The 25,205-nt window shown below is 74.2% G+C and carries 22 protein-coding genes; 17 read left to right on the plus strand and 5 right to left on the minus strand.

What is annotated here, in order from left to right; genetic code table 11:
• Window positions 1-257: 257 nt before the first annotated feature.
• From GA0070610_RS11610 to GA0070610_RS11650, 9 genes are all read left to right on the plus strand, one after another.
• A complete protein-coding gene (locus GA0070610_RS11610) occupies window positions 258-887 on the plus strand; it encodes an RNA polymerase sigma factor (RefSeq protein WP_089000044.1) in 630 nt (209 codons plus the stop codon).
• 16 nt (window positions 888-903) lie between these two features.
• On the plus strand, window positions 904-1,683 hold the full coding sequence (locus GA0070610_RS11615) for a hypothetical protein (RefSeq protein ID WP_089000045.1): 780 nt from the start codon (window positions 904-906) through the stop codon (window positions 1,681-1,683).
• A 235-nt stretch (window positions 1,684-1,918) separates the two neighbouring features.
• Entirely contained in the window at window positions 1,919-3,151 is a 1,233-nt protein-coding gene (gene egtA / locus GA0070610_RS11620; RefSeq protein ID WP_089000046.1) for an ergothioneine biosynthesis glutamate--cysteine ligase EgtA, read from the plus strand.
• Window positions 3,148-4,485 carry an ergothioneine biosynthesis protein EgtB gene (egtB, locus tag GA0070610_RS11625; protein WP_089000047.1) on the plus strand — a complete coding sequence of 446 codons (1,338 nt, stop codon included), beginning with the start codon at window positions 3,148-3,150 and terminating at the stop codon, window positions 4,483-4,485. Before egtA ends, egtB begins: the two co-directional genes overlap by 4 nt.
• Window positions 4,486-4,513: 28 nt before the next feature.
• A complete protein-coding gene (egtC, locus tag GA0070610_RS11630) occupies window positions 4,514-5,260 on the plus strand; it encodes an ergothioneine biosynthesis protein EgtC (RefSeq protein ID WP_089000048.1) in 747 nt (248 codons plus the stop codon).
• Between the two features lie 45 nt (window positions 5,261-5,305).
• Complete coding sequence (gene egtD / locus GA0070610_RS11635; protein ID WP_089000049.1) at window positions 5,306-6,271, plus strand: L-histidine N(alpha)-methyltransferase; 966 nt, start codon at window positions 5,306-5,308, stop codon at window positions 6,269-6,271.
• 260 nt (window positions 6,272-6,531) lie between these two features.
• On the plus strand, window positions 6,532-7,119 hold the full coding sequence (locus GA0070610_RS11640; RefSeq protein ID WP_089000050.1) for a TMEM165/GDT1 family protein: 588 nt from the start codon (window positions 6,532-6,534) through the stop codon (window positions 7,117-7,119).
• A gap of 76 nt (window positions 7,120-7,195) precedes the next feature.
• Window positions 7,196-7,558, plus strand: coding sequence for a DUF1622 domain-containing protein (locus tag GA0070610_RS11645; protein ID WP_089000051.1), 363 nt, complete (start codon window positions 7,196-7,198; stop codon window positions 7,556-7,558).
• Window positions 7,555-7,836: a hypothetical protein gene (locus GA0070610_RS11650; protein WP_089000052.1), complete on the plus strand. Its 282-nt coding sequence runs from the start codon at window positions 7,555-7,557 to the stop codon at window positions 7,834-7,836. The genes GA0070610_RS11645 and GA0070610_RS11650 overlap by 4 nt, the downstream gene beginning before the upstream one ends.
• A gap of 117 nt (window positions 7,837-7,953) precedes the next feature.
• On the opposite strand, the gene nhaA is transcribed toward GA0070610_RS11650, so the two are convergent.
• Window positions 7,954-9,270 carry a Na+/H+ antiporter NhaA gene (gene nhaA, locus GA0070610_RS11655; RefSeq protein ID WP_089003428.1) on the minus strand — a complete coding sequence of 439 codons (1,317 nt, stop codon included), beginning with the start codon at window positions 9,268-9,270 and terminating at the stop codon, window positions 7,954-7,956.
• 331 nt (window positions 9,271-9,601) lie between these two features.
• Between nhaA and GA0070610_RS11660 the strand changes: the two genes are divergently transcribed.
• Complete coding sequence (locus GA0070610_RS11660; protein ID WP_089000053.1) at window positions 9,602-11,059, plus strand: polysaccharide biosynthesis tyrosine autokinase; 1,458 nt, start codon at window positions 9,602-9,604, stop codon at window positions 11,057-11,059.
• On the opposite strand, the gene GA0070610_RS11665 is transcribed toward GA0070610_RS11660, so the two are convergent.
• Window positions 11,040-11,594: an arsenate reductase/protein-tyrosine-phosphatase family protein gene (locus GA0070610_RS11665; RefSeq protein ID WP_089000054.1), complete on the minus strand. Its 555-nt coding sequence runs from the start codon at window positions 11,592-11,594 to the stop codon at window positions 11,040-11,042. The two genes, GA0070610_RS11660 and GA0070610_RS11665, sit on opposite strands and share 20 nt — an antisense overlap.
• A gap of 162 nt (window positions 11,595-11,756) precedes the next feature.
• On the opposite strand from GA0070610_RS11665, the gene GA0070610_RS11670 reads away from it, so the two are divergent.
• From GA0070610_RS11670 to GA0070610_RS11690, 5 genes are all read left to right on the plus strand, one after another.
• On the plus strand, window positions 11,757-12,980 hold the full coding sequence (locus GA0070610_RS11670; RefSeq protein ID WP_089000055.1) for a glycosyltransferase family 4 protein: 1,224 nt from the start codon (window positions 11,757-11,759) through the stop codon (window positions 12,978-12,980).
• Window positions 12,981-13,156: 176 nt separating this feature from the next.
• Window positions 13,157-14,878: a DUF4012 domain-containing protein gene (locus GA0070610_RS11675; protein ID WP_231926071.1), complete on the plus strand. Its 1,722-nt coding sequence runs from the start codon at window positions 13,157-13,159 to the stop codon at window positions 14,876-14,878.
• A gap of 13 nt (window positions 14,879-14,891) precedes the next feature.
• Window positions 14,892-15,530, plus strand: a complete 639-nt coding sequence (locus GA0070610_RS11680) for a hypothetical protein (RefSeq protein WP_089000057.1) — start codon at window positions 14,892-14,894, stop codon at window positions 15,528-15,530.
• A gap of 252 nt (window positions 15,531-15,782) precedes the next feature.
• A complete protein-coding gene (locus tag GA0070610_RS11685) occupies window positions 15,783-17,063 on the plus strand; it encodes a serine/threonine-protein kinase (protein ID WP_157747122.1) in 1,281 nt (426 codons plus the stop codon).
• 117 nt (window positions 17,064-17,180) lie between these two features.
• Window positions 17,181-18,932: a vWA domain-containing protein gene (locus tag GA0070610_RS11690; protein ID WP_231926073.1), complete on the plus strand. Its 1,752-nt coding sequence runs from the start codon at window positions 17,181-17,183 to the stop codon at window positions 18,930-18,932.
• A gap of 70 nt (window positions 18,933-19,002) precedes the next feature.
• Here the strand turns inward: GA0070610_RS11690 and gdhA are convergent, their stop codons facing one another.
• Window positions 19,003-20,340, minus strand: a complete 1,338-nt coding sequence (gene gdhA / locus GA0070610_RS11695; protein ID WP_089000060.1) for an NADP-specific glutamate dehydrogenase — start codon at window positions 20,338-20,340, stop codon at window positions 19,003-19,005.
• 162 nt (window positions 20,341-20,502) lie between these two features.
• Window positions 20,503-21,519 (minus strand): NAD(P)/FAD-dependent oxidoreductase, encoded by a 1,017-nt coding sequence (locus GA0070610_RS11700; protein WP_089003429.1) that lies wholly within the window; start codon window positions 21,517-21,519, stop codon window positions 20,503-20,505.
• Window positions 21,520-21,599: 80 nt separating this feature from the next.
• Between GA0070610_RS11700 and GA0070610_RS11705 the strand changes: the two genes are divergently transcribed.
• Both GA0070610_RS11705 and GA0070610_RS11710 read left to right on the plus strand, forming a co-directional pair.
• On the plus strand, window positions 21,600-22,211 hold the full coding sequence (locus GA0070610_RS11705) for a helix-turn-helix domain-containing protein (RefSeq protein WP_089000061.1): 612 nt from the start codon (window positions 21,600-21,602) through the stop codon (window positions 22,209-22,211).
• A gap of 166 nt (window positions 22,212-22,377) precedes the next feature.
• Window positions 22,378-22,797 (plus strand): protein-tyrosine phosphatase family protein, encoded by a 420-nt coding sequence (locus GA0070610_RS11710; RefSeq protein ID WP_089000062.1) that lies wholly within the window; start codon window positions 22,378-22,380, stop codon window positions 22,795-22,797.
• A gap of 63 nt (window positions 22,798-22,860) precedes the next feature.
• Here GA0070610_RS11710 and GA0070610_RS11715 read toward each other — a convergent pair whose 3' ends face one another.
• Window positions 22,861-25,134 carry an ATP-binding cassette domain-containing protein gene (locus GA0070610_RS11715; RefSeq protein WP_089000063.1) on the minus strand — a complete coding sequence of 758 codons (2,274 nt, stop codon included), beginning with the start codon at window positions 25,132-25,134 and terminating at the stop codon, window positions 22,861-22,863.
• Window positions 25,135-25,205: the final 71 nt, after the last annotated feature.

Here is a 25,205-nt window from a genome sequence, read left to right on the forward strand (position 1 = left end):
CCCGATCGACCCGGCGCTCCTAGCGTTAGCCCGTCTCGGGCCCGCCCCACGGCGCCGCCGCGGCACCTGCGCCACAGGCCGTGCCACCACGGCAGAGTCCGGACGTGCCGTCCGGGCGACGCGGTCCGGGCGTGATCAGGTCAGCGGGGGGCTGAGGGTGCGGGATCAGGTCCGGTTGCCGGACCGTGCTGGCCTCGCGCACGCCCACGTCGGCGTGCGCCGCCTGCACGTGTCCCCGGGACGAGAGCGGCGGCCGCATGGCGGGTGAGCTGAACGAGGCCGTCCTGGCGGCGCAGGCCGGCGACGAGGATGCCTTCCGCTTCCTCTACCGCAGCCTCCAGCCCGGCCTGCTCCGTTACCTGACCGCCCTGGTCGGCGCGGACGCCGAGGACGTCGCCTCCGAGACCTGGCTGCAGATCTCCCGTGACCTGCCCAGCTTCACCGGCGGCGAGTTCCGGGCGTGGGCCGTCACCATCGCCCGTAACCGGGCCATGGACCACCTGCGCCGGCAACGCCGTCGTCCGTCGCTGCCGGTGCCGGTGCAGGCGCTCGCCGAACTGGCCGGTGACGCCGACACCGCCGAACGGGCCGGCGAGACGATCGGCACCGAGGCGGCGCTCGCGCTGATCGCCACCCTGCCGCCCCGCGAGGCCGAGGCCGTGCTGCTGCGCGCGGTCATCGGGCTGGACGCCGAGACCGCCGGGCGGGTGCTCGGCCGCCGGCCCGGTGCCGTACGCACCGCCGCCCACCGGGGACTGCGCCGGCTCGCCGCGATGATGGAACGCCACGACCCGGCCCGGTCGCCGGCCGCGCCGGAGGCCGCCGTGACGCCGCGACCGCGTACCGGCGGACGGCAGGCGTCGCACGTCGAGCCGGCGGACGGTTGACGTGAGGGGATTCAGGATGTTCTTCCGTCGGACCGAGCGGCCTGCCGACCGCGGCGCGGCCGACCGGCTCCTCGACGACGCACGGGCGGGCGTGCCTCGTACGCCGGAGAACGACGTGTCCGAGCCGCTCAGCCGGTTGCTCGCCGCCGCCGCCGCTCCCGCCCGTCCCGGCGAACTGGCCGGCGAGGAGGCCGCCGTGGCCGCCTTCCGGGCGGCCCGCGCGGCCGGACCCGCCGCCGGGGGAGTCCCGGCGCCGCGCCGTCGCCGGTTCACCGCCGGCGCCGTGGCGTGGGGCGCGGGGATCGCCGTCACCGCCACCGCGGGCGCCGCCTTCGCGGCCGTCACGCTCGACCGGGCCGACGACCCGGCCCCGCCGCGGCACCCCGCCACCCCGGCACCGGCCACCGCGTCGCCAACCACCTCGACGCCGCAGCGCGACGGGCCGAGCGCCACCACCGGCGGCGGCGGCCCCACCGCGACCCCGGCCGGTGCCACCGCCCCGCCGACCTCGGGCGAACCCGGCCCCGGGAGCACCACGGGTGCCGCCCCGGGAACGCCGGAGCCGCCCACCGAGCAGTTGCACGGCCTCTGCCGGGCGTACCTGGCGAAGAAGCCAGCGCAGCGGGAGCGGGCACTGGACAGCCCCTCGTTCGCCGGCCTGGTGACCGCGGCGGGTGGCCGTGGGCAGGTCGAGGACTTCTGCGGGGACCTGGTGCCCGAGGCGGTGGCGGAGTCGCCGGAGTCGCCGACGAAGCGGAGGCCGTCGCCCACCCCGGGTCCGACCGCCGCCGACTGAGTCGTCCGCGCTCCTCCGGACAGCCGCGTGGCCGCCACCGGCTGAGCCGGCGTGGCCGATTCCCCCGGCCGTCGCGGCGGGCCGGGGCCGCCCGTTTGCACTGCACGTTCCGGCCGGTAGGACGAAATTCGTCTGCTAGACAGGAACGGGTGGGGTCGTCGCCGCCCTCGCCGATGACGGTGGGTGGCGTTACGGTGACACCGATCGGAAGTCTGCCGGGAAGGGAGACCGCCCTGTGGTGACGTCGCCGGAGCTCGACCGGACCACCGTTCTGCGGGAGTCCGCCGCCGCCGAGGGCCACCTCGCGCGCATCTGCTTCAAGACCGGTCCACCGACACACACCGGCGTCGAACTCGAATGGACCGTGCACGACGCCGCCGATCCCGCCCGCCCGGTCGACGGCGAGCGGCTACGGGCGGCTCTGGGGCGGCACAGCCCCCGCACCCTCGACCGCGCGAGCCCCGCCGATCCGCTCCCGCACGGTGGCACCGTGACCGTGGAGCCGGGCGGGCAGCTGGAGATCTCCACCGCGCCACGCTCCTCGCTCGCCACCCTCATCCACGCGGCCGACGGCGACATCGCCGAGCTGAGCGGCCTGCTCGACGCCGCCGGGCTGGTCCTCGGCCGCAGCGGCATAGACCCGCACCGGCCGCCCCGGCCGGTGGTCGAAGGCCCCCGCTACCGCGCCATGCGCCAACTCTTCGACCGGCGCGGGCCGGCCGGCCGGACGATGATGTACAGCACAGCCGGCCTCCAGGTCTGCCTGGACGCGGGGGAGCCGGAGCACCTGCCGGACCGGTGGGCGGCGGTGCACGCGCTCGGGCCGCCCCTGCTGGCCGCGTTCGCCACGGCCGACCGGCACGCCGGCCGCAGCACCGGCTGGGCGTCCGCCCGGATGGCGGCCTGGTACGGCATCGAGCCGGCCCGCACCCGTCCCGTCTGGACGCCGACGACCGACGTGGACCCCGTCACCGCCTGGACGAGGTACGTCCTCGCCGCGCCGCTGCTCTGCGTGCGCGGCGACGGCCCCGACTGGACGCCGCCGCCGGGGATCACGTTCGCCGACTGGGTCGACGGGGCGCTGCCCCGGCCGCCCACCACCGACGACCTCGACTACCACGTGAGCACCCTCTTCCCGCCGGTGCGGCCCCGGGGCTACCTGGAGCTGCGCTACCTCGACACGCAGCCGGGCCGCGGCTGGATGCTCCCGCTCGCGGTGCTGGCCGTCCTGTTCGCCGACCCCGCCACGGTCCGCGCGGCCCGCGACGTCGCCGGTCCGGTGGCGCACCGCTGGTACCCCGCCGCCCGCCACGGCCTGCGCGATCCGGCGCTGGCCGCCGCCGCGGCGGACCTGTTCGACCTGGCCCTCGCGGCCCTGCCCCGGCTCGACCTGCCGGCGGCCCTGCACGACGACATCGACCGAGGCGTACGGCGGCGGCGCGACGCCGCGGGAAGGAGTCACCGGTGACCGGGACGACCACCCAGTCGACGGGCGCGGAGCAGCTGCGCAGCCGGATCGCGGCGGAGCTGGCACGCACCCGCGCCCGCACGGCCCTGCTGACCGAGGCCGTCGACGAGGCCGACCTGGTGCGGCAGCACTCGCCGCTGATGTCCCCGCTGGTCTGGGACCTCGCCCACGTCGGCAACCAGGAGGAACTCTGGCTGGTCCGGGACGTGGGCGGGCGCGAACCCGTACGGCGGGACATCGACGACCTGTACGACGCGTTCAAGCAGCCCCGCCGGGACCGCCCGACGCTGCCGCTGCTGCCCCCGCAGGAGGCCCGCGCCTATCTGCTCACCGTCCGGGACAAGGTGCTCGACCTGCTGGACCGGGTCGCGTTCACCGAGCGACCGCTGGTCGCCGACGGGTTCGCCTTCGGCATGATCGTGCAGCACGAGCAGCAGCACGACGAGACGATGCTCGCCACCCACCAGCTGCGCGCCGGCCCGGCGGTGCTGCACGCCCCGCCGCCGCCGGAGCCGCGCGTCCGGGTCGACGCCGAGGTGCTGGTGCCGGCGGGCGAGTTCACCATGGGCACCGACACCGACCCGTGGGCGCTGGACAACGAGCGCCCCGCCCACCGGGTGCTCCTGCCGGCGTACGTCATCGACGCCGCGCCGGTGACCAACGGGCGCTACCGCGAGTTCATCGCCGACGGTGGCTACGACGACCCGCGCTGGTGGAGCCCCGACGGCTGGCGGCACCGCCGGGAGGCGGAGCTGGTCGCGCCGATGCACTGGCGACGCGACGGCGACGGCTGGGCCTGCCGGCGGTTCGGGCGGTGGGCGCCGGTACGCGACGACGAGCCGGTGGTGCACGTCTGCTTCCACGAGGCGCAGGCGTACGCCGCGTGGGCCGGCAAGCGGCTGCCGACCGAGGCGGAGTGGGAGAAGGCGGCGCGCTGGGACCCGGCCACCGGCCGCTCCCGCCGCTACCCCTGGGGCGACGACGACCCCACCGCCGAGCACGCCAACCTGGGCCAGCGGCACCTGTGGCCCGCGCCGGTGGGCGCCTACCCGGCCGGCGCCTCGCCGTTGGGCGTGCACCAGCTCATCGGCGACGTGTGGGAGTGGACCTCCACCCCGTTCCGGGGGCACCCCGGCTTCACCGCGTTCCCCTACCGCGAATACTCGGAGGTCTTCTTCGGCGACGAGCACCGGGTGCTGCGCGGCGGGTCGTTCGGCACCGACCGGGCCGCCTGCCGGGGCACCTTCCGCAACTGGGACTTCCCGATCCGGCGGCAGATCTTCAGCGGCTTCCGCTGCGCCCGGGACGCCCGGCCGGAGGAGGCACAGTCGTGAGGACGGATTCGCCGGGCGGTGCCGCCTGATGTGCCGCCACCTGGCCTACCTGGGGCCGCCGGCGACCCTGCGGGAGCTGCTGTTCGACCCGCCGTACTCCCTGGTGCGGCAGTCCTGGGCGCCGCGCGACATGCGCGGCGGAGGGACGATCAACGCCGACGGCTTCGGCGTCGGCTGGTATCCGGGCGACGGCGAGCCGGTGCGCTACCGGCGCTCGCAGCCGATCTGGAGCGACCCGACCATCGCCCAGCTCGCGGAGGTGACCTCGGCCGGCGCGGTGCTGGCCGCCGTCCGCTCCGCCACCGTGGGCATGGCGGTGCTCGACGGGGCCGCCGCCCCGTTCGCCGAGGGGCGCTGGCTGTTCAGCCACAACGGGGTGGTGCGGGGCTGGCCCGACTCGATGGTCCCCCTCGCCGCCACCCTGCCCGTACGCGACCTGCTCACGCTCGACGCGTCCACCGACTCGGCGCTGCTGTGGGCGCTGGTGCGCCACCGGCTGCGGGCCGGGGTGAAGCCGGCGCGCGCCATCGCCGAGACCGTGACGGCGGTGGCGGCGGCCGCACCCGGTTCCCGGCTCAACCTGCTGCTCACCGACGGGCGCACCGTGGTGGCCAGCGCGGCCGGGCACGCACTGTCGATCCGCGCGACGCCGGCCTCGGTGCTGCTGGCGTCCGAGCCGCACGACGACGACCCCGGCTGGCAGGCGGTGCCGGACGGGCGACTGGTGGAGGCCACCGCGACGGGGGTGCGCGTCCACGCCCTCGCCGAGGTCTGACCGCCGGCCGACAGGGACTTTCCACCCGACGACGAAGGGGATGACATGAGCGCGGAGCCGCTGGAGATCCACCTGGAGGAGCAGGACCTGGGCCGCAGCCTGCGGGAGGACGTCCGCACCGGCCTGACCGCCGAGGAGAAGTGGCTGCCGCCCAAGTGGTTCTACGACGCCCGCGGCAGCGAGCTGTTCGAGGAGATCACCCGGCTGCCGGAGTACTACCCGACCCGGGCCGAGCGCGCGGTGCTGGCCGAGCGGGCCGCCACGATCGCCGAGCTGACCGGGGCGAAGACGCTGATCGAGCTCGGTTCGGGCTCGTCGGAGAAGACCCGGCTGCTGCTGGACGCGTTCACCCGCCGGGGCGGGCTCGGCACGTTCGTGCCGCTGGACGTGTCGGTCAGCGCGCTGCGGCAGTCCACCGCCGAGATCGCCGCCGACTACCCCGGGCTGCGGGTACGCGGCATCGTGGGCGACTTCACCCGCCACCTGGAGCGCCTGCCGACCGGTGGGCGGCGGCTGGTGCTCTTCCTCGGCGGCACGATCGGCAACCTCCTGCCGGCCGAGCGGGCACGGTTCCTCGCCGCGATGCGGGCCGCCCTGGAGCCGGGGGACTGGCTGCTGATCGGCACCGACCTGGTGAAGGATCCGGCGGTGGTGGTGCCGGCCTACGACGACGCGGCCGGGGTCACCGCCGAGTTCAACCGCAACGTGCTGCGCGTGGTCAACCGGGAGCTGGGCGCCGACTTCGACCCGGACGGGTTCGCCCACGTCGCGCTCTGGGACGCCGAGCGGGAGTGGATCGAGATGCGGCTGCGGGCGCGGCGGCCGATGCGCGTGCGGGTGCTCGACCTGACGGTCACCTTCGCCGAGGGCGAGGAGCTGCGTACGGAGGTGTCGGCGAAGTTCCGTCCCGAGGGCGTCGCCGCCGAGCTGGGCGCCGCCCGCTTCGCCGCCCACGACTTCTGGACCGACCCGGACGGCCTGTTCGGCGTCACGCTGGCCCGCGCCGAGTGACCGACCGGCGCGCCGGGTGACCGGTGGCGGGCCCCGGCGGGTGAGCATCTTCACCCGCCGGGGCCGGGCCGATCGGTGATCGGCTAGGCTGGGCGGCGCGAAGGGGAGTAGCCCCCAATGTCGTGGTCGACACACTGGTGCGTTCCGCATCCGGCCACGCGGCCTCGTCATCCGAGGCGGGCGAGACCTTCGACCCAGGCTGTAGCAGCCGGGTCGAGGGCGCCCCCGTACCTCCTCCCGGCTTGATCCGGAAGGATGTCATGGAAGGTTTCCTCGTCGCGCTGGTCGTCAGCTTCGGCGTCATCTTCGTCGCGGAGCTGGGGGACAAGTCCCAGCTGATGGCCCTGACCTTCGCCACCCGCTTCAAAACCGTACCGGTCCTGATCGGGATCACCATCGCCACCGCCGTGGTGCACCTGGCCTCGGTGGCGATCGGCTACGGGCTCGGTGCCACCCTGCCGACCGAGTGGATCTCGCTCGTCGCGGGCGTGGCGTTCCTCGGCTTCGGGGCGTGGACCCTGCGGGGCGACAGCCTCACCGAGGAGGAGAAGCGCAAGGCCGAGAAGACCGGCAAGTCCGCCATCGTCGCGGTGTCGGTCGCGTTCTTCCTGGCCGAGCTGGGCGACAAGACCATGCTGGCCACGATCACCCTCGCCACCCAGTACGGCTGGTTCGGCACCTGGCTCGGCTCCACGATCGGCATGGTGGCGGCGGACGCGCTCGCCATCCTCGTCGGGCGGATGCTCGGCCGGCGGCTGCCCGAGAAGACCATCAAGTACGGCGCCGCGGTGCTCTTCGCGATCTGCGGGCTCTGGCTGATCCTGGAGGCCGTCACGCAGCTCACCTGACGGCCGACCACCGCCCCGCCGGCCACTGCCGCGCTGGCGGCCGACTACCGCCCCGCTGGCCGGGTAACGCCAGCGGATGGGTGTCGAGGAGATCCTGCGCCACGGCTACCAGATCCTGGTCACCGCGGTGGAGGTCGCTGGGGCGGTGGTCATCTTCGTCGGGGCGGCGTGGGCGGCGCTGCGGTTCGTGGTCGAGGGGCTGCGGCACCGCAGCGCCGCCGTGTTCACCCCGATCCGGCTCTCCCTGGGGCGGTTCCTCACCCTCGGGCTGGAGTTCCAGCTCGCGGCGGACATTCTGCGTACGGCGGTGTCGCCGACCTTCGCCCAGATCGGGCAGCTGGCGGCCATCGCCGCGATCCGGACCGCGCTGAACTACTTCCTGGGTCGGGAGATCCGCCAGGAGCAGCAGCAGGTGCGGGGGGCGGAGCGCGGCGGGTGATCCGGGTCCTGGTCACCGCCGTCACGGCGGCCGCCGCGCTGGCCGGGCTGGCGGTGCTGGTCGGCACGGGCTCCTGGCGCTCGGCGATGCGGGTGCTGCTGGACCTGCTCACCGCCGCCGGCCTGCTGCGGCTGGCCGGCGGCCAGGACTGGCCGGACCTGGCCGCCGCGGCGGCGATCGTGCTGCTGCGCCGGCTGCTCTGGGCCGCGCTCACCGCCGGCGCGCCGCCCGGGCGCGCCCACAGCCCGCCGCAGCGGGCCCCGGACGCGCCCGGATGAACGGCGGCGCCCCGACCCGGCGCGGTGCACCCTGATCCGGCGCCAGCCCGGTAGAGCCCGCCCGTCGCGACCCCGACGCGGCACGGTGACCTGCCGGCGCCGGACGGGCCGGTCCGGTCAGCCGTCTCCGCGCTGGTAGACGTCCGGAACGCCGTCGCGGTCGGCGTCCACCTGTTCCGCCTGCGCGATGCGCCGGTAGGCGGCGTTGCGCCGGACCAGCACGACGGTGGCGAGCAGCGCGGAGATCACCGAGCCGGCCAGCACGGCCGCCTTGACGTTGGCGTCGGCGTCGGTGCCGGGGCCGAACGCCAGTTCACCGATCAGCAGGGAGACGGTGAACCCGATCCCGGCGAGCAGCGCCACCCCGAGCAGGTCCGTCCAGGTGATGTCCTCGTCGAGTTGGGCGCGGGTGAACCGGGCGAGCAGGTACGTCGAGCCGAAGATCCCGACGACCTTGCCGAACACCAGGCCCGCGGCGACGCCGATCACGATCGGGTCGGTGACGATCGCGCCCAGGTCGGCGCCGCGCAGCGAGACACCGGCCGCGAAGAACGCGAAGACGGGTACGGCGATACCGGCGGAGATCGGACGCCAGCGGTGTTCGAGGTGCTCGGCGAGCCCGTGCGAGTCGCCGGCCTTGCCCCGCAGGACGGGCACGGTGAAGCCCAGCAGGACGCCCGCCACGGTGGCGTGCACCCCGGAGGCGTGCATGAGGGTCCAGGCGGTCGCGGCGAGCGGGATCAGCGCCCACCACCACGTCTTGCGTCGCTGCACGAGCAGGCCGAACACGGCGATCGGCACCAGGGAGGCCAACAGCGGCAGCGGGCTGAAGTCGTCGGTGTAGAAGATCGCGATGACGGTGATGGCGAGCAGGTCGTCGACCACGGCGAGGGTGAGCAGGAAGGCGCGCAGGCCCTGCGGCAGGTGCGAGCCGATGACGGCCAGCACGGCCAGGGCGAAGGCGATGTCCGTCGCGGTGGGGATGGCCCACCCCCGCAGCCCGTCGCCGCCGAGGTTGACCGCGAGGTAGATCAGGGCGGGCACCGCCATGCCGCCGACCGCCGCGACCACGGGCAGCGCCGCCCGGCGGGGGTCGCGCAGTTCGCCCGCGACGAACTCCCGCTTGAGTTCCAACCCGACGACGAAGAAGAAGATCGCCAGCAGACCGTCGGCGGCCCAGGCGGCCAGGTCCAGGTCCAGGTGCAGGGCCGCGCCGCCCGACCAGGGCACCCACGCGCCGAGGGCGGCGTAGGAGGATTCCCAGGGCGAGTTCGCCCAGGTGAGCGCGATCATCGCGCCGAGCAGCAGGAGCCCGCCGCCGACGGTCTCGGTGCGCAGCACGTCGGCCAGGAACCGGGCCTCCGGCCAGGACGTACGCGAGAAGAACCGCCGGTTCGGGCGGGGGCGGTCGGCGTGCGGGGTGCGGTCGGTCATGCGCGGGTCCACCTCGGTCTTGGGCAGCACGGGACGACGCCGACCAGGCTTCCCGGCACACCGTTGCCGACCTTATCCAGCGGCGGCGTGACCGGCGAGTCGGGACGGCCGATTGCCACCGAGGTCACGCCCGGTCGGTTTCCCCCGCCACCCGGAACGCCGTACGCCCGTTTGTCCGGTGGTGGGTCGGGCGCATATGTCAAGGGCCGAAAATACGTAACTCGGGACATAAGGCGTATGAGTCGCTTTAATGGTTTCACGAGATTAAGTCGACCTTGGGGGTTTTCGTGAAGTTCTTTGGCGTTACCGGCCCGGTACGGAGGCGCGCCTGATGGACGTGTACCGCCAACTCCGCCTCGTGCGCCGGCACTGGTGGATCGTGCTCCTGACCGTCATGGTCGCGCTCGGCGTCACCGCCCTCGTCACCGTCCGGGCGCAGCCCCGCTACGTCGCGTCGGTGACCTTCTTCGTCACCACGCCCAGCCAGGGCGTCACGGACGCCTACCAGGGTGGCCTCTTCCTCCAGCAGCGGGTCAAGTCGTACGCGGAACTGCTGACCAGCGACCGCCTCGCGCAGAGCGTGGTCGCCGAGAACTCCGTCGGGCTCACCGCCGAGGAGATCCAGCGCCGCGTCGGCACCTCGACCGAGACCGGCACCGTGCTGCTGCGCGCGTCCGTGACCGACACGGACCAGAACCGGGCCCTGAAGGTCACCGAACTGCTCTCGGCGAAGTTCGTCGAGCTGGTGCAGAAGGTGGAGACGACCCAGGACGGCAAGGCCGGCCCCATCCGCATCGAGGTGGTCAGCGGGCCCCGGGTCACCCCGACGCCCGTTTCGCCGCAGCCGGTGCGCAACTTCGCCGTCGGTACCCTGATCGGCCTGCTCGCCGGCGTGGGCCTGGCGATCCTGCGCGGGGTCGCCGACATCCGGCTGCGCGACGCCGCCGGCCTCCAGCGCACCACCGGCAGCCCGCTGCTCGGCGAGATCCCCTTCGAGAGCACCGCGAGGTCGCAGCCGTTGATCGTCGGGGAGGCGGCGAACTCCGCCCGGGCCGAGGCGGTGCGCAAGCTGCGTACCAATCTGCGCTTCGTCGACGTGCACGAGCCCGCCCGGGTCATCGCGGTCACCAGCGCCCTTCAGGGGGAGGGCAAGACCACGCTCTCCTGCAACCTCGCGATCGCCCTGGCCGAGGCCGGCTGGCGGGTGCTGCTGGTCGACGCTGACCTGCGCCGGCCGAAGGTCGCCGACTACCTGGGTCTCGACGCCGGCATCGGGCTCACCGACGTGCTGGTCGGCGACGTCCAGGTCGGTGACGTGGTGCAGCGCTGGGGCGACAAGTCCCTGCTGGTGCTCCCGAGCGGCTCGGCGCCGCCCAACCCCAGCGAGCTGCTCGGCTCCAAGGCGATGGCGGACCTGCTGCTCGCCCTGCGGGAGTCGGCGGACATCGTCATCATCGACACCGCCCCGCTGCTGGCCGTGACCGACGGCGTGGTGGTGGCCGTGCAGGCCGACGGCGCGCTGCTGGTCTCGCAGCAGGGCCGCACCTCGCGCAGCCAGGTGGCGCAGGCGGCCCGCGCCCTGAACTCGGTCTCCGTGCGGCTGCTCGGCTGCGTGCTGAACATGGCCAAGGTGGCCAAGGCGGAGGCGTACCAGTACGAGGCATACCGGGTGGTCGCGGGCGCCGCGACGCCGGACCTGCCGGCCGATCCGGCCCCGGTCGCCCGGCACGCGGAGCGCGTCGACGTCGTCAGCGACCGTACGCAGGAACTCACCCGGCTGTCCCGATGAGCGCCGCGAGGGGTCGCATCGACCGTTCGATCTCCTCCGCGCAGCGCCGGAAGTCGGCGACGGTCCCGCCGATGGGGTCCCGCAGATCGTCGGCGTCGGGGGTGGCGGGTTGCAGCCGCCCCCGGGCGCGGGCGGCCGCCTCGACCGCCGCCCGCAGGGGAGCGCCGGCCGGAGCCGTCGTCGGGTCGGCGGCGGCGGCCAGCCGGCCGAACTGCCGGACGGTGAACGTCCGGTGCAGCGCGGCCGGCGCGAGCGCGGTGCACACCGAGCGCTGGCGGCGCGTCGCCGCGAGCACCAGCGTCGCCCCGACCAGGTGCTCCGGGCGCAGCCGCCGGCTGCGGAAGTCGGTCGGGTCCCCGCCGGTCTCCGCCGCCAGGTCCGCCGCGTACGGGTGCATCGGCAGGTCGTCGACGGCGTCGGTGCCGGCGCTGGCGACCGTGACCGCCCGCCCGGCCAGCAGATGGCGGGCGATGTACTCGGCCATCGGTGAGCGGCACAGGTTGGCGTGGCAGACGAACAGCACCCGGTCGACCATGCGGACCCCTCTCGTCGGTGCCGTCGCGGACGGTGGCGCCGCGCCGGTCGCCGGCCGTCGGAGCCGGCCGGCCGTGGAGGGGATGTCGGCATCGTACGCGGGCCGGACGCCCCGACGTCACGGTGCCGCGCCGGGCGGGGCTGTCCGGACGGAGGTGGGTCGGTGAGGGTCGGGATCCTGTCGTACCACTTCCCGCCCGAGCCGGCGTTCATCCCGGGCAGTCTCGCCGAGGAGCTCGCCGTGCGGGGGCACGAGGTGAAGGTGCTCACCGGCTTCCCCGACTATCCCGGCGGCCACGTCTATCCGGGCTGGCGGCAGCGCTGGCGGCACGAGACCCGCAGCGAGCGGTTGACCGTACGGCGGGTGCCGCGCTACTCGGCGGGCGACGGCTCGGTGCGCACCCGGATGGCCGGGCACCTGTCGTTCGCCGGCAGCGCGACGCTGACCGGGCGGTCGTTCCTGGCCGACGTCGACGCCCTCTACGTGCACCTGCCGCCGGCGAACGCCTTCGCGGCGGCGGCTCTGCTGCGGGTGCTGGGCCGGATGCCGACCGTCGTGCACGTGCAGGACGTCTGGGCGGAGGACGAGCCCCTCGGGGCCGAGAACGGGCGGTGGGCCGCACGGATCGCCGCCGCGATGACGCGCGCCTACCGGGCCGCCGACCGGGTCGCGGTCGCCGCGCCGTCGCTGCGTGGCCGGGTGGTCGCGGCGGGCGCGGACCCGGCCCGGGTGCGGGTGGTGCTCAACTGGACCGACGAGCGGATCTTCCAACCCGCGCGGCCCAGCCGGGCGGCCCGCAGGCTGGTGCGGCGCGACGAGCGCTGCGTGGTGATGCACGCCGGCACGATCGGTGCCCGGCAGGGACTGGAGACCGCGGTGCGGGCGGCGGCGGCGCTGGACCACACCGTGGACCTCGTCCTGGTGGGATCGGGCGCGGACGAGCGGCGGGTGCGGGGGCTCGCCGCCGAACTGCGCGCCGAGAACGTGCGCTTCGTCGAGCGGCGGTCGCCGCCGGACATGCCGGACCTGTACGCCGCCGCCGACTACCAGCTCGTCATGCTGCGGGACCTGCCCGAGCTGCGCAGCACCCTGCCGGCGAAGCTCCAGGCGGCGTTCTCCTGCGCCGCGCCGGTGGTGGCCTCCGCCGGCGGCGACACCGCCGAGATGGTGGAGCGGGCCCGGGCGGGGCTCTCCTGCCCGCCGGAGGACTGGGCGAGCCTGGCCGACCGGTTCTGGCTTGCCGCGACCATCCCGCCCCCCGCCCGCACCGACATGGGCCGGCGCGGCCGCGAGGCGTACCTGCGCGAGATGTCGATGTCGGCGGGCGTGGACCGGATCGAACGGCTGCTGTACGAGGCGGCCGCCGGACGCGCCGGCGTGCGGTGAGCGACGAGCGGGGCTCGCTGGGGAGCGACCGCGTCATCACCGGGTGAAACCGATCGTTAGCAGTGTGCAACGGCAGTGGAATGCGGCCCAGTGGCCGTTTTCCAGGAAGGACGTGTGGTGTGACGGAGAGCGCGAGACCGCGTCGACGGCGTGGTCGTTCCCGTCGGCGGCGGCAGGTGCGCCGGGCCCTGCTCGCCGCCCTCGTGGTGGGCTCCCTGCTCCTGCTCACCGCCGGCTGGGTGGGCTTCCGGGGCTGGCAGGCCCGCGCCCACCTGCTCAACGCCGCCGGCCTGGCCCGGGAGCTCAGCGCGCAGGTGCTCGGGGGCGACACCGCCCGGGCGCAGCGCACCCTCGCGGCTTTGCAGGAGCAGTCCGGCAGCGCCCGGGCGGCGACCGGTGACCCCGGCTGGTGGGTCGGTCGGCGCACCCCGTACGCCGGCGACAACCTGGCGGCGGTCCGGCAGATCTCGGTGGCCATCGACGATCTGGCCCGGCAGGCGTTCCCGCCGCTGCTGCGCGCCGACCTGACCAGTCTCGTACCCGCGGGCGGGCGCCTGGACGTGGAGCGGTTGCGGGCCCTGTCGGCCGAGCTGGCCAGGGTCAACTCGGCGGTACGGGGGGCCCGGGACAGCCTCGCGACGGTGCCCACCGACGGCCTGGTCGCCCAGGTCCGGCAGGCGCTGACCGACCTGCGCGGCGAGATCGACCGGCTGGCCGGGCTGACCGCCGCCGCCGACCAGGCCAGCCGGCTGCTTCCGCCGCTGCTGGGCGCCGACGGCCGCCGCACCTACCTCGTGGTCTCCCAGAATCCCGCCGAGCTGCGCGCCACCGGCGGCATGATCGGCGCGTACGCCGTCGTGCACGCGGCCGACGGTCGGGTCCGGATGGGGCAGCAGGGCAGCAGCAGCGCGCTGGGCCGGTTCGTGCCGCCGCTGAAGGTGCCCGCGGAGGTACGCGGGATCTGGGCCGACCTGCCGGGGATCTACCCGGCCGACGTCAACCTCACCCCGCACTTCCCGACCGCCGCCGCCCTCTACCGGGAGATGTTCCGGCGGCGTACGGGCACCGCCGTGGACGGGGTGCTCGCGGTCGACCCGGTGGTGCTGTCGTACCTGCTCAAGGCCACCGGCCCGGTGATGGTGCCCGGCGGGGTCCCGCTGGCTGCCGAGAAGGTCGTGCAGACGGTGCTCAGCGACAGCTACCAGCGGATGGACAACCAGAAACAGGACGCCTTCTTCGCCGCGTCCGCCGCCGCCGTGTTCGACGCGCTGGTCACGAAGAATATTGACCCGAAGGCGTTATTGTCCTCATTTGACCGTGCTGTCACTGAACGCCGGATATTGTTCTGGAGTGCCCGACCCGAGGAGCAACGGACGATCGGCGACAGCCGGATGGCCGGGACGCTCCCGGAGAAGGACACCGTGCCGACCGTCGGCGTGTTCCTCAACGACGGCAGCGGCGCGAAGCTCGGCTACTACCTCCGGCCGTCGGCGACCCTGGCGGTCGGCGACTGCCGGCCCGACGGCCGCCGGGAGCTCCGACTCCGGGTCACCCTGCGCTCGTCGGCGCCCAGGTCGGGTCTCAGCGAGTCGGTCCTCGGTCTCGGTCTGGCCGGCGACCCGTACACCGTCCGCACGTTGGTGTCGGTGCACAGCCCGGCCGGCGGGGCGGTGCTCGCCGCCCGTCTGGACGGCGCCGAGACGGCCGTCGGCAGCGGCACCGAACGGCGCCGCCAGGTCGGCACCGTCAACGTCGAGGTCGGCCCGGGGCAGTCGCGCACGTTGGAGGTCACCGTGCTGACGGCGACCACCGGCGTCGGTGCCGCCGAACTGTGGCTGACCCCCACCGCCACCCCATGGACCACCCAAGTTGTTTCCGCACCAAGCTGTGATCAGTAGGAGGGAACCAATCATGCGGCTATCCCGCATCATCATGGCGCTCACGGTCGGTATGGCCGTGCTGGCCGCGCCGACCGCAGCGGGGGCGGCCCAGCCGCAGCCGGCGCCCGGCACCGGAACGCCACAGCCACCGGTCTACCCGCCCGGCCCCGCGACGCTCGCGGTGAGCCCGCCGACCGTCTTCGTCGGCCAGACCGCCACCCTGATCGGCAGCGGCTGGACGCCGGGCGAGACGGTCATCATCACCGTCAGCACGTCGCCGCTCGCCGCCGCCGTACCGGGTGCCGAGCAGGCGCGCCGCAGCAACGGCGAGATGGTCGCGATGGCGCCGGTCTCGTTGCAGCGGGCGCCCCAGCCGAGCCCCAGCACCATCGTGGTCACGGCGGACGGGGCCGGCAACTTCCGCACCACCTACACGCCGCGTCACCCGGGCAGGTACACCTTCCGGGCCGTCGGGCAGACGTCGGGCCAGGTGGCGACCGCGACGCTGACCGTGCTCAAGAAGCACGCGCCGCCGCTGCCCGTCACGGGCGACAGCCTGAGCACCCCGATGAAGTTCGGCGGCGGCCTCGTCGGTGCCGGCGCGGTGCTCCTGCTGCTGTCGCTGGTCTGGCGCAAGCGTCACCGCTTCGGCATGGGAGCCGCGCGCTGACGGTGAACTCCCTCCGGGCAGGGCCCGGACACCGCGAAACGGCTGGCGCCCGTCGGACAACTCCGGCGGGCGCCAGCCGTCCGCCTGCCCGGCCCCGGTCGCCCGCCGCAGGGCGCCCGTCCGCTCCGCGGCGGGCTCGGCCCCCGGGGCGACCCGGCCGTGCGGGCGTCCTCGGTCGGCAGGCGGGGGCATGGCACCATGACCGTGTCCTGCCCGCCGGGTGGGCGGGACACGACATCTGATGGAGTCGGAATGACAGGACTGGCCGGCGCGCCGGTGCCGGGGCTGGTGCCACTGTGGACGCACGACCCGAGCGCCGCCGGTCCCTACCGGCTGGTCGGCCGGCTCGGCTCGGGCGGGCAGGGAGTGGTCTACCTCGGCGAGGACGAGCAGGGCCACCGGGTGGCGGTCAAGATGATCAACATCGACCTGAGCGATCCCCGGGCGCGTTCGCAGTTCATGAAGGAGATCGCGGCGGCGCGCCGCGTCGTGCCGTTCTGCACCGCGCAGGTGCTCTTCGCCGACGTCGACGGCGAACGACCGTACGTGGTCAGCGAGTTCATCGAGGGTCCCACGCTGCACCGGCACGTACGCGAGCACGGCCCGGTCACCGGCAACGCGCTGCACCGCCTGGCGGTCGGCACCGCCACCGCGCTCGCCGCGATCCACCGCTGCGACGTCGTGCACTGCGACCTGAAGCCCGACAACGTCGTGCTCGGCCGGGACGGCCCCCGGGTGATCGACTTCGGCATCGCCCGCGCGCTGGGCGTCACCGAGACGGTGACCAGCCGGGTGCTGGGGACCACCGCGTACATGGCTCCGGAGCGGTTCCGCAACGACGACTCGGTCGGGCCGCCCTGCGACGTCTTCGCCTGGGCCGCCACCATCGCCTTCGCCGCGGGGGGCCGCCCGCCGTTCGGCACCGACTCGCTCTTCGCGGTGATGCACCGGGTGTTGAACGACCCGCCCGACCTGCCGCCCCTGCCACCGGGCCTCGACGAGCTGATCCGGCAGTGCCTCGCCAAGGACCCGGCGGACCGGCCGGAGGCCGAGCAGGTGCTGATGCGGCTGCTCGGGCAGGACGTCGCGGCGCCCGGCCCGCTGCGTCACGAGAGCGTGCTCCGCCTGGGCAACGAGACCGCCGGCGCGCCGACGCCGAACCAGCGGCTGCCGTTGCCCCGTCCCGCGTCGGACGCACCGCCGGCACCGCCGGAACCGACGTCGCCGACCCGAGTCGGTACGGCACCGGTGGCCCGGCCGGAACCGACGCAACGTGCGCAGAGCCGGTCTGCGGATCCCGCCCCCGCCGACCAGGCGGGCGGCGGCTGGGGGCAGCGGCTGCGCCGGGAGTCGGTCGACGCCTGGGGCATCTCGACCGCGATCTTCCTCGGCTCGGTCGGCGCCGCCGCCGGCTACGTCGCGTCGAGCGGGGTGGGCGTGGCCGCGGCCACCGGGGCTAGCGCCTTCGGCGTGGTGTACGTGGTCCGGCTGCTGGTCGCGGTGGCGCTCGGCGAGCGGGGCGAGCGCCCCTGACCGAGGGGCGCCGGGCCCGCCGCCGTTCGTGGCACCGCCCCGATAGGTTGACTGCCGTCAGTCGACCCGCGAGGAGGACGTCCCATGGCCCCAGCCCCGCCGCGCGCACGACAGTGGTTGCCGTACACAGCGGCCGTCACCGCCGGGCTGCTGGTCATCGTCGGGGCGTTCGTGCTCGTACGGCAGCGGGACGCGGGCAGCGACCGGCCCCGGGCCGACTGCGCCGTCCGCCTGGACGTCAACTCCTCGACGGAGAAGGCGGCGCTGCTGGTCGAGCTGGCGAAGCGGTACAACGACAGCGACCGGTCGCTCGACGGCGGCGGCTGCGCCCAGGTGCACGTCAGCGCCCTGAACTCGGGCCGGGCCACCGAGGTGCTGGCCGCCGGCTGGAGCGGCACCGGCCTGCCGCAGCCGCAGGTCTGGTTGCCGACGTCGAGCCTGTGGACGGGCCAGCTCCGGCTGCTCGACGAGGCCGCGGGGCGAACGCCACAGACCCCGGACCGCTACCCGTCGATCGCCAACAGCCCGCTGGTCATCGCGATGCCCCAACCCAAGGGCGAGCTGGTACGCCAGCGCGGGCCGCTGGGCTGGGGGGAGATCCTCGGCCTCTCCGGGCGGCAGGGCTGGGCGGGTTTCGGCAGGCCGGAGTGGGGCCGGTTCACCTTCGGCAAGGACAACCCGAACCTCTCCACCTCGGGTCTGGCGGCGACCATCGCCACCTACTACGCCGCCGCGAAGCGCTCCAGCGACCTGACCACGTCGGACCTGGCGGATCCGGAGGTGACCCGGTTCGTCCGGCAGATCGAGGCCAACGTGTCGCACTACAGCGACGACTCGGTGGAGCTGCTCCGCGACCTCGCCGAGGCCGACCTGGCCGGCGCCGGCGCTGGCGACATGAGCGCCATCGTCATGCAGGAGGAGCTGGTCCACCTCTACAACGAGGGAGGACTGAGCCCGCGGCAGGAGGGCCAGGAACGCGGCCCCCGGCCGAAGGTGCCGTTGGTCGCCGTGCACCCGGAGGAGGGCACCTTCAACCTCGACCACCCGTTCGTGGTGCTCCCCTCCGCCGACGAGCGGCAGCGCGTGGCCGCGGACGACTTCCTGGCCTTCCTGACCGAGGACGACCAGCAGGCGAGCTTCGCCCGCCTCGGCTTCCGCGACCACGAGCGTCAAGCCTCGGTGGAGCTGCTCGCCAGCGTCGGCGCCGAGCCCGCCGGCGGGCTGACCTACTTCGCGCCGCCGAACCCGGCGGTGGTCGAGACGATGCTGGACGGCTGGAGCACGCTGCGTAAGAAGGCCAACATCCTGATCGCGCTGGACACCTCCGGGTCGATGCAGGCCCCGGTCGGCGACCGCACGCGCTTCCAGGTCGCCTCGGCGGCGGCGGCCAAGGGTCTCGCGCTGCTCAACTCCGAGGACCGGGTCGGGCTCTGGTCGTTCTCCTCGGAGACGTCGAAGCGGCCCGACGGCCCGTACCGGGAGGAGGTCCGGCTCGGCGACTTCGACCAGAAGCGCATCAACAGCCGGATCGCCGGCCTGCACGTCGCGGGCGACACCGCGCTCTACGCGACCGTCCGGGCCGCCCACAAGCAGGTCCTCGAGCGGTACGACCCGCAGCGGATCAACGCCGTCGTCGTGCTGACCGACGGCAAGAACGAGTACGCCCGGGACAACGACCTGGCCCGGCTGCTCGCCGACGTCACCCTGGACCCGCGGCGCCCCGTGAAGGTCTTCTGCATCGCCTTCGACGGGGATTCGGACTTCGCGACGCTGGACCGGATCGCCAAGGCGTCGTCCGGCAAGGCGTTCGACGCCACCGATCCCGCCATGATCGACGAGGCGTTCGTGAAGCTGGTCAGCAGCTTCTGAGCCGCCGGCGCCGGGGCGGGGCGACGCGCACCGCCCCGCCCCGGCGCCGGCGCGACGGACCGGTCGTCGGTCAGATCAGGCCGTGGGCCAGCATCGCCTCCGCCACCCGGCGGAACCCGTCGATGTTGGCCCCGGCCACGTAGTCGCCGGGCAGCCCGTACTCCTCGGCGGTGCTCCAGCAGCGGTCGTGGATGTCGCGCATGATCCCGCGCAGCCGCTGCTCCGACTCGGCGAACGTCCACGAGTCGCGGCTGGCGTTCTGCTGCATCTCCAACGCGCTCACCGCCACGCCGCCGGCGTTGGCCGCCTTGCCCGGCGCGAACCGCACGCCGGCCCGGCCGAGGATGCGTACCGCCTCCGGCGTGGTGGGCATGTTCGCGCCCTCCACCACCGCGACGCAGCCGCCGGCCACGAGCGCCGCGGCCTCCGCGCCGCCGATCTCGTTCTGCGTCGCGCACGGCAGCGCCAGCTCGCAGGGCACCTCCCAGACCGTACGACCGGAGACCGCCACCGCGTGCGGCACGTGCCGGGCGTAGTCGTCGAGCCGGGCCCGGCGCTGCTCCTTGAGCTCCCGCAGCAGCTCCAGGTCGATGCCCTTGTCGTCCAGGACGTAGCCGGACGAGTCGGAGCAGGCGACCACCCGCCCGCCGAGCTGGTGCACCTTCTCGATCGCGTAGATCGCCACGTTGCCGGATCCGGAGACCACCACCCGCTTGCCGTCCAGGCTGTCGCCGGCCTGCCGCAGCATCTCGTCGGCGAAGAAGACCGCCCCGTAGCCGGTCGCCTCCCGGCGCACCTGCGCGCCCCCGTACGCCAGGCCCTTGCCGGTGAGCACCCCCGACTCGTACCGGTTGGTGATCCGCTTGTACTGGCCGAACAGGTAGCCGATCTCCCGGCCGCCCACGCCGATGTCCCCGGCCGGCACGTCGGTCTCCGCGCCGATGTGCCGGTACAGCTCGGTCATGAAGCTCTGGCAGAACCGCATGACCTCCCGGTCCGAGCGCCCCTTCGGGTCGAAGTCCGCGCCGCCCTTGCCGCCGCCGATCGACAGCCCGGTCAACGCGTTCTTGAAGATCTGCTCGAAGCCGAGGAACTTCACGATCCCGAGGTAGACCGACGGGTGGAAGCGCAGCCCGCCCTTGAACGGGCCGAGGGCGCTGTTGAACTCCACCCGGAAGCCCCGGTTGACCTGGATCCGGCCGCGGTCGTCCTCCCACGGCACGCGGAAGATGACCTGCCGCTCCGGCTCGCAGATCCGTTCGATGATCTGCGCCTCGGCGTACTCGGGGTGCCGGGCCAGCGCCGGGCCGATGCTCTCCAGCACCTCGCGTACCGCCTGGTGGAACTCCGGCTCACCCGGATTGCGGGCGACCACGCTGGTGAACACCGTCTCCACGGTCTCCGGCATACGACACGTCCCTTCGCTTGCGGTGGTAGTCCCCGTTGCTACCACCCACCCCCGGTTACCCGCCAACCGTCCCGCGATACGGACCGCGACCGGCGTCCGGTTCACTGGTCGGATGGACGCCCGCCGCCCGCCTGAGCGCCCCGCCGTCGGCCTGCCGTGACGTCACAGGCCGTGGCGCCGGTCGCCCACCACCCGTTCGCAGAGCGCCGCCTCCGAGCGCGCGGAGAAGGGGTCGCGGCGGGCGGCCACCGCCCGGCGGGTCTCCTCGGCGACGAGGTCGGCGTTGATCTGGGCCGCGGCGACCACGCCGGCCGCCGCGGCGGCACCGACCTGGGCGGCGGGGTCGGTGACGTTGCCCGCCACCCACACGCCGGGCACGTCGGTGCGGCCCGTCGGGTCGGCGGGGACGTGCTCGCCTGCCCCCGCCGGGTGTTCCGCCGCCGCGAGCCCGAGGGCCGCGAGGAAACCCGCGCGCGCCACCATCCGCGACGAGACGGCCAGCGCGTCGCGGTCGACGACCGCGCCGTCGCCCAGCCGTACGCCCACGAGGCGGTCCCCGACGACCTCCAGGGACGCGACCTCGCCGTCCACCACGCGGATCTCCCGGGCCGCCAGCTGCTCCGCCTGCTCGTCGGAGAGCGCCGTGGTGTGCCGGAAGTACGTGACGTCGGCGCTCAACTGCCGGAACAGCAGCGCCTGGTGCACCGAGAGCGGCCCGCCGGCCAGCACCCCGATCGCCCGGTCGCGGACCTCCCAGCCGTGGCAGTACGGGCAGTGCAGCACGTCCCTGCCCCAGCGCTCCCGCAGCCCCGGGACGTCCGGCAGTTCGTCCACCAGCCCGGTGGCCACCAGCAGCCGCCGCGCCCGCGTCGTCCGACCGTCGCCCAGGGTGACCGTGAACCCGCCGTCGTCGCGGGTCACCGCCTCGACCTCGCCGGTCACCACCCGGCCGCCGTAGCCGCGTACCTCCGCCCGGCCGCGTTCCAACAGCTCGGCCGGCGGGATCCCCTCCCGGGCCAGCAGCCCGTGCACCCCCTCGGCCGGGGCGTTGCGGGGAGCCCCCGCGTCGATCACCACCACCGACCGCCGCGCCCGGGCCAGGGTCAGCGCCCCGCTCAATCCCGCGGCGCCACCTCCGATCACCACCACGTCGTAGCCGCTGTCCAGCCGATCGGTCACCGTGACCACCTCCCGCGACCACAGTGCGGTCGCGACGAGCAGGGTGGCAAACGTTGTTGCCGAAGTGGCAATATGGCGGCATGGACGACGAACTGGACCAGACGCTCGGCGCGGTCGGACCCCGGCTGCGCGCGCTGCGCCGGCAGCGGGAGACCACCCTCGCCGACCTGTCGGCGGCGACCGGCATCTCGGTGAGCACGCTGTCCCGGCTGGAGTCCGGTGTCCGCCGGCCCACCCTCGAACTGCTGCTCCCGCTGGCCAGGGCGCACGGCGTCACGCTCGACGAACTCGTCGACGCCCCCTCCACCGGAGACCCGCGCATCCACCTGCGCCCGGTCACCCGCCATGGGATGACCATGCTGCCGCTGACCCGCCGGCCCGGCGGCATCCAGGCGTACAAGCTCGTGATCCCGGGCGGGAGCCGCCGGGCCGAGCCGGATCCGCAGACCCACGAGGGCTACGAGTGGCTCTACGTGCTCAACGGGCGGCTGCGGGTCGTCCTCGGTGACCAGGACCTCGTGCTCACGCCGGGGGAGGCGGCGGAGTTCGACACCCGCGTACCCCACTGGTTCGGGGCGGCCGACGCCGAGCCGGTGGAGTTCCTCAGCCTCTTCGGCAGGCAGGGCGAACGCGCCCACCTACGCGCCCGCCCCCGAACCCAACCTCCACCCACCCCCTCCACCCACAGCTGACCCGCCCTCTCCCGCCCGTTCCTCAACCCGGTGATCATGAGGTTGGCGGCACCAGCGGAGATCGACATCGCCGCTAACCTCATGATCGATGTGGACGAGCGGGGGAGCGGGGCGGGCGGGCGTGGCGGGGCATCGGGGGGAGCGGGGTGGACGGAAGGATGGGGGGATGCGTGACGGGCAGGTGTGGGGCGAGCAGGCGGGGGTCGTCGTACTGCCGAGCGGGGCGCGGGTGCGAGGGCGGCGGGTCGCGGACGCGGCGTCGCCCGCCGACTTCGCCCTGCTGCTGGCGCCCGGGCCGGTGCCCGCCTGGCCGCACCGGCGGATCCGGTGGCCCGACTTCTGGGTCCCGGTCGACCGGGCGGACGCGATCGACGCGCTGAGCGAGGCCCTGCGCCGCGCCCACGCCGGCGAGCGGGTGGAGGTGGCCTGCCGGGGCGGTACGGGGCGCACGGGCACGGCGCTGGCGGCGCTGGCGGTCCTCGACGGGCTGCCGCCGGAGCGGGCGGTGGACTGGGTACGCGCCACCTACCGGCCGCGGGCCGTGGAGACGCCCTGGCAGCGTCGCTGGCTGCGCCGCCTCACCTGACGCCCCGCCACCCGCCCGAGGGTGGCACGGCCGCCGCCCGCTCCGACCGCGCGGCCCGGCGGCTCAGACGGCCACGTACTCGCGCAGGTGCCGTGCGGTCAGGGTGTCGCCGTGGGCCACCAGTTCGGCCGGCGTGCCGGTGAAGACGATCCGGCCGCCGTCGTGCCCCGCCCCCGGCCCGAGGTCGATCAGCCAGTCGGCGTGCGCCATGACCGCCTGGTGGTGCTCGATGACCACGACGGTGTTGCCGGCGTCGACCAGCCGGTCCAGCAGGGCGAGCAACTGGTCCACGTCGGCCAGGTGCAGCCCGGTGGTCGGCTCGTCCAGCACGTACGTGCTTCCGCTGTCGGCCATGCGGATGGCCAGCTTGAGCCGCTGCCGCTCGCCCCCGGAGAGCGTGTTGAGCGGCTGCCCGAGGGTCAGATAGCTCAGCCCGACGTCGACCAGCCGGTCGAGGATCACCCGGGCCGGGCCGCTGGGGAAGAAGTCCCGCGCCTCGGTGGCCGACATCCCGAGCACCTCACTGATGTTCTTCCCGCGCAGCCGGTAGGTGAGCACCTCGTCGGTGAAGCGCCGCCCCTCGCACCGCTCGCAGACCGAGGCGACCCCGGCCATCATCGCCAGGTCGGTGTAGACGAGGCCGATGCCCTTGCAGGTGGGACAGGCGCCCTCCGAGTTGGCGCTGAACAGCGCGGCCTTGACGCCGTTGGCCTTCGCGAAGGCGGTGCGGACCGGGTCCAGCAGTCCCGTGTAGGTGGCCGGGTTGCTGCGCCGGGAACCCCGGATCGGCGACTGGTCGACGACCACCACGCCCTCGCGGCGGTGCAGCGAGCCGTGGATGAGTGAGCTCTTGCCGGAGCCGGCCACCCCGGTCACCACGGTCAGCACGCCGAGCGGGATGTCGACGTCGACGGCGCGCAGGTTGTGCAGGTCGGCGTTGCGGATCGGCAGCCGGCCGGACGGCCGGCGCACATGCTCGCGCAGGCGTACCCGGTGGTCGAGGTGCCGCCCGGTGAGGGTGGCGGAGCGGCGCAGGCCGGCGACGTCGCCGGTGAAGCAGATCCGGCCGCCCGCCGCGCCGGCCCCGGGACCGAGGTCGACCACGTGGTCGGCGATGGCGATCGTCTCGGGCTTGTGCTCCACGACCAGCACCGTGGTGCCCTTGTCGCGCAGGCGCAGCAGCAGGTCGTTCATCCGGGCGATGTCGTGCGGGTGCAGGCCGACGGTCGGTTCGTCGAAGACGTACGTGACGTCGGAGAGGCTGGAGCCGAGGTGCCGGACCATCTTCACCCGCTGCGCCTCGCCGCCGGAGAGGGTGGCGGACTCGCGGTCCAGGCTGAGGTAGCCCAGACCGATCTCGACCAGCGAGTCGAGCAGGTCGCGCAGGTTGCCGACCAGCGGGGCGACCGACGGGTCGTCGATCGCGCGTACGAACCCGGCCAGGTCGCTGATCTGCATCGCCGAGCACTCCGCGATGTTGCGCCCCGCGATCCGGGAGGAGAGCGCCGCCTGGTTGAGCCGGGCACCGCCGCAGTCGGCGCAGGTGGTGAAGGTGACCGCCCGGTCGACGAACGCCCGGATGTGCGCCTGCATCGACTCGCGGTCCTTGGCCAGGTAGAGCCGGCGCACCTTGACTGCCAGACCCTCGTACGTCCAGTTGTTGCTGCCCACCTTGATCTTCGTGGACGGCTTGTGGAGGAAGTCCTCCCACTGCTGCGGCGTGTAGTCCTGCAGTTTCGTGTCGGGGTCGAACAGCCCGGAGTGGACGATGGTCTGCCAGTACCACGAGTCGACGGCGAAGTTGGGCACCTTGATCGCCCCGTCGTTGAGCGAGCGCTCGCGGTCGACCAGTTCGTCGACGTCGAGGTCGGAGACCCGCCCGAGGCCCTCGCAGGTCGGGCACATGCCTTCGGCGAGATTGAAGCTGAACGCCCCGGCCCCACCCACGTGCGGGCTGCCGAGCCGGCTGAAGACGATGCGCAGCATCGCGTACGCGTCGGTGGCGGTGCCGACGGTGGAGCGCGAGTTGGCGCCCATCCGCTCCTGGTCCACGACGATGGCCGCGCTCAGGTTGCGCAGCGAGTCGACGTCGGGGCGGCTCAGGTTCGGCATGAACGACTGGAGGAAGGCGCTGTAGGTCTCGTTGATCATGCGCTGCGACTCGGCGGCGATGGTCCCGAAGACCAGGGAGGACTTGCCGGAGCCGGAGACCCCGGTGAAGACGGTCAGCCGGCGCTTGGGAATGTCGACCGAGACGGAGGCGAGGTTGTTCTCCCGGGCGCCGCGTACCTCGATCATGTCGTGGCTGTCGGCGGCGGACCGTGCTGGCTGCTGCATGCGAACCCTTCGCGAGATCGTGGGCGGAGTTCCGCCCGGACTACATCTACCGGGGGCCAGGCCGCCTTCAA

The organism is Micromonospora echinofusca (assembly GCF_900091445.1).
Lineage (GTDB): Bacteria > Actinomycetota > Actinomycetes > Mycobacteriales > Micromonosporaceae > Micromonospora > Micromonospora echinofusca.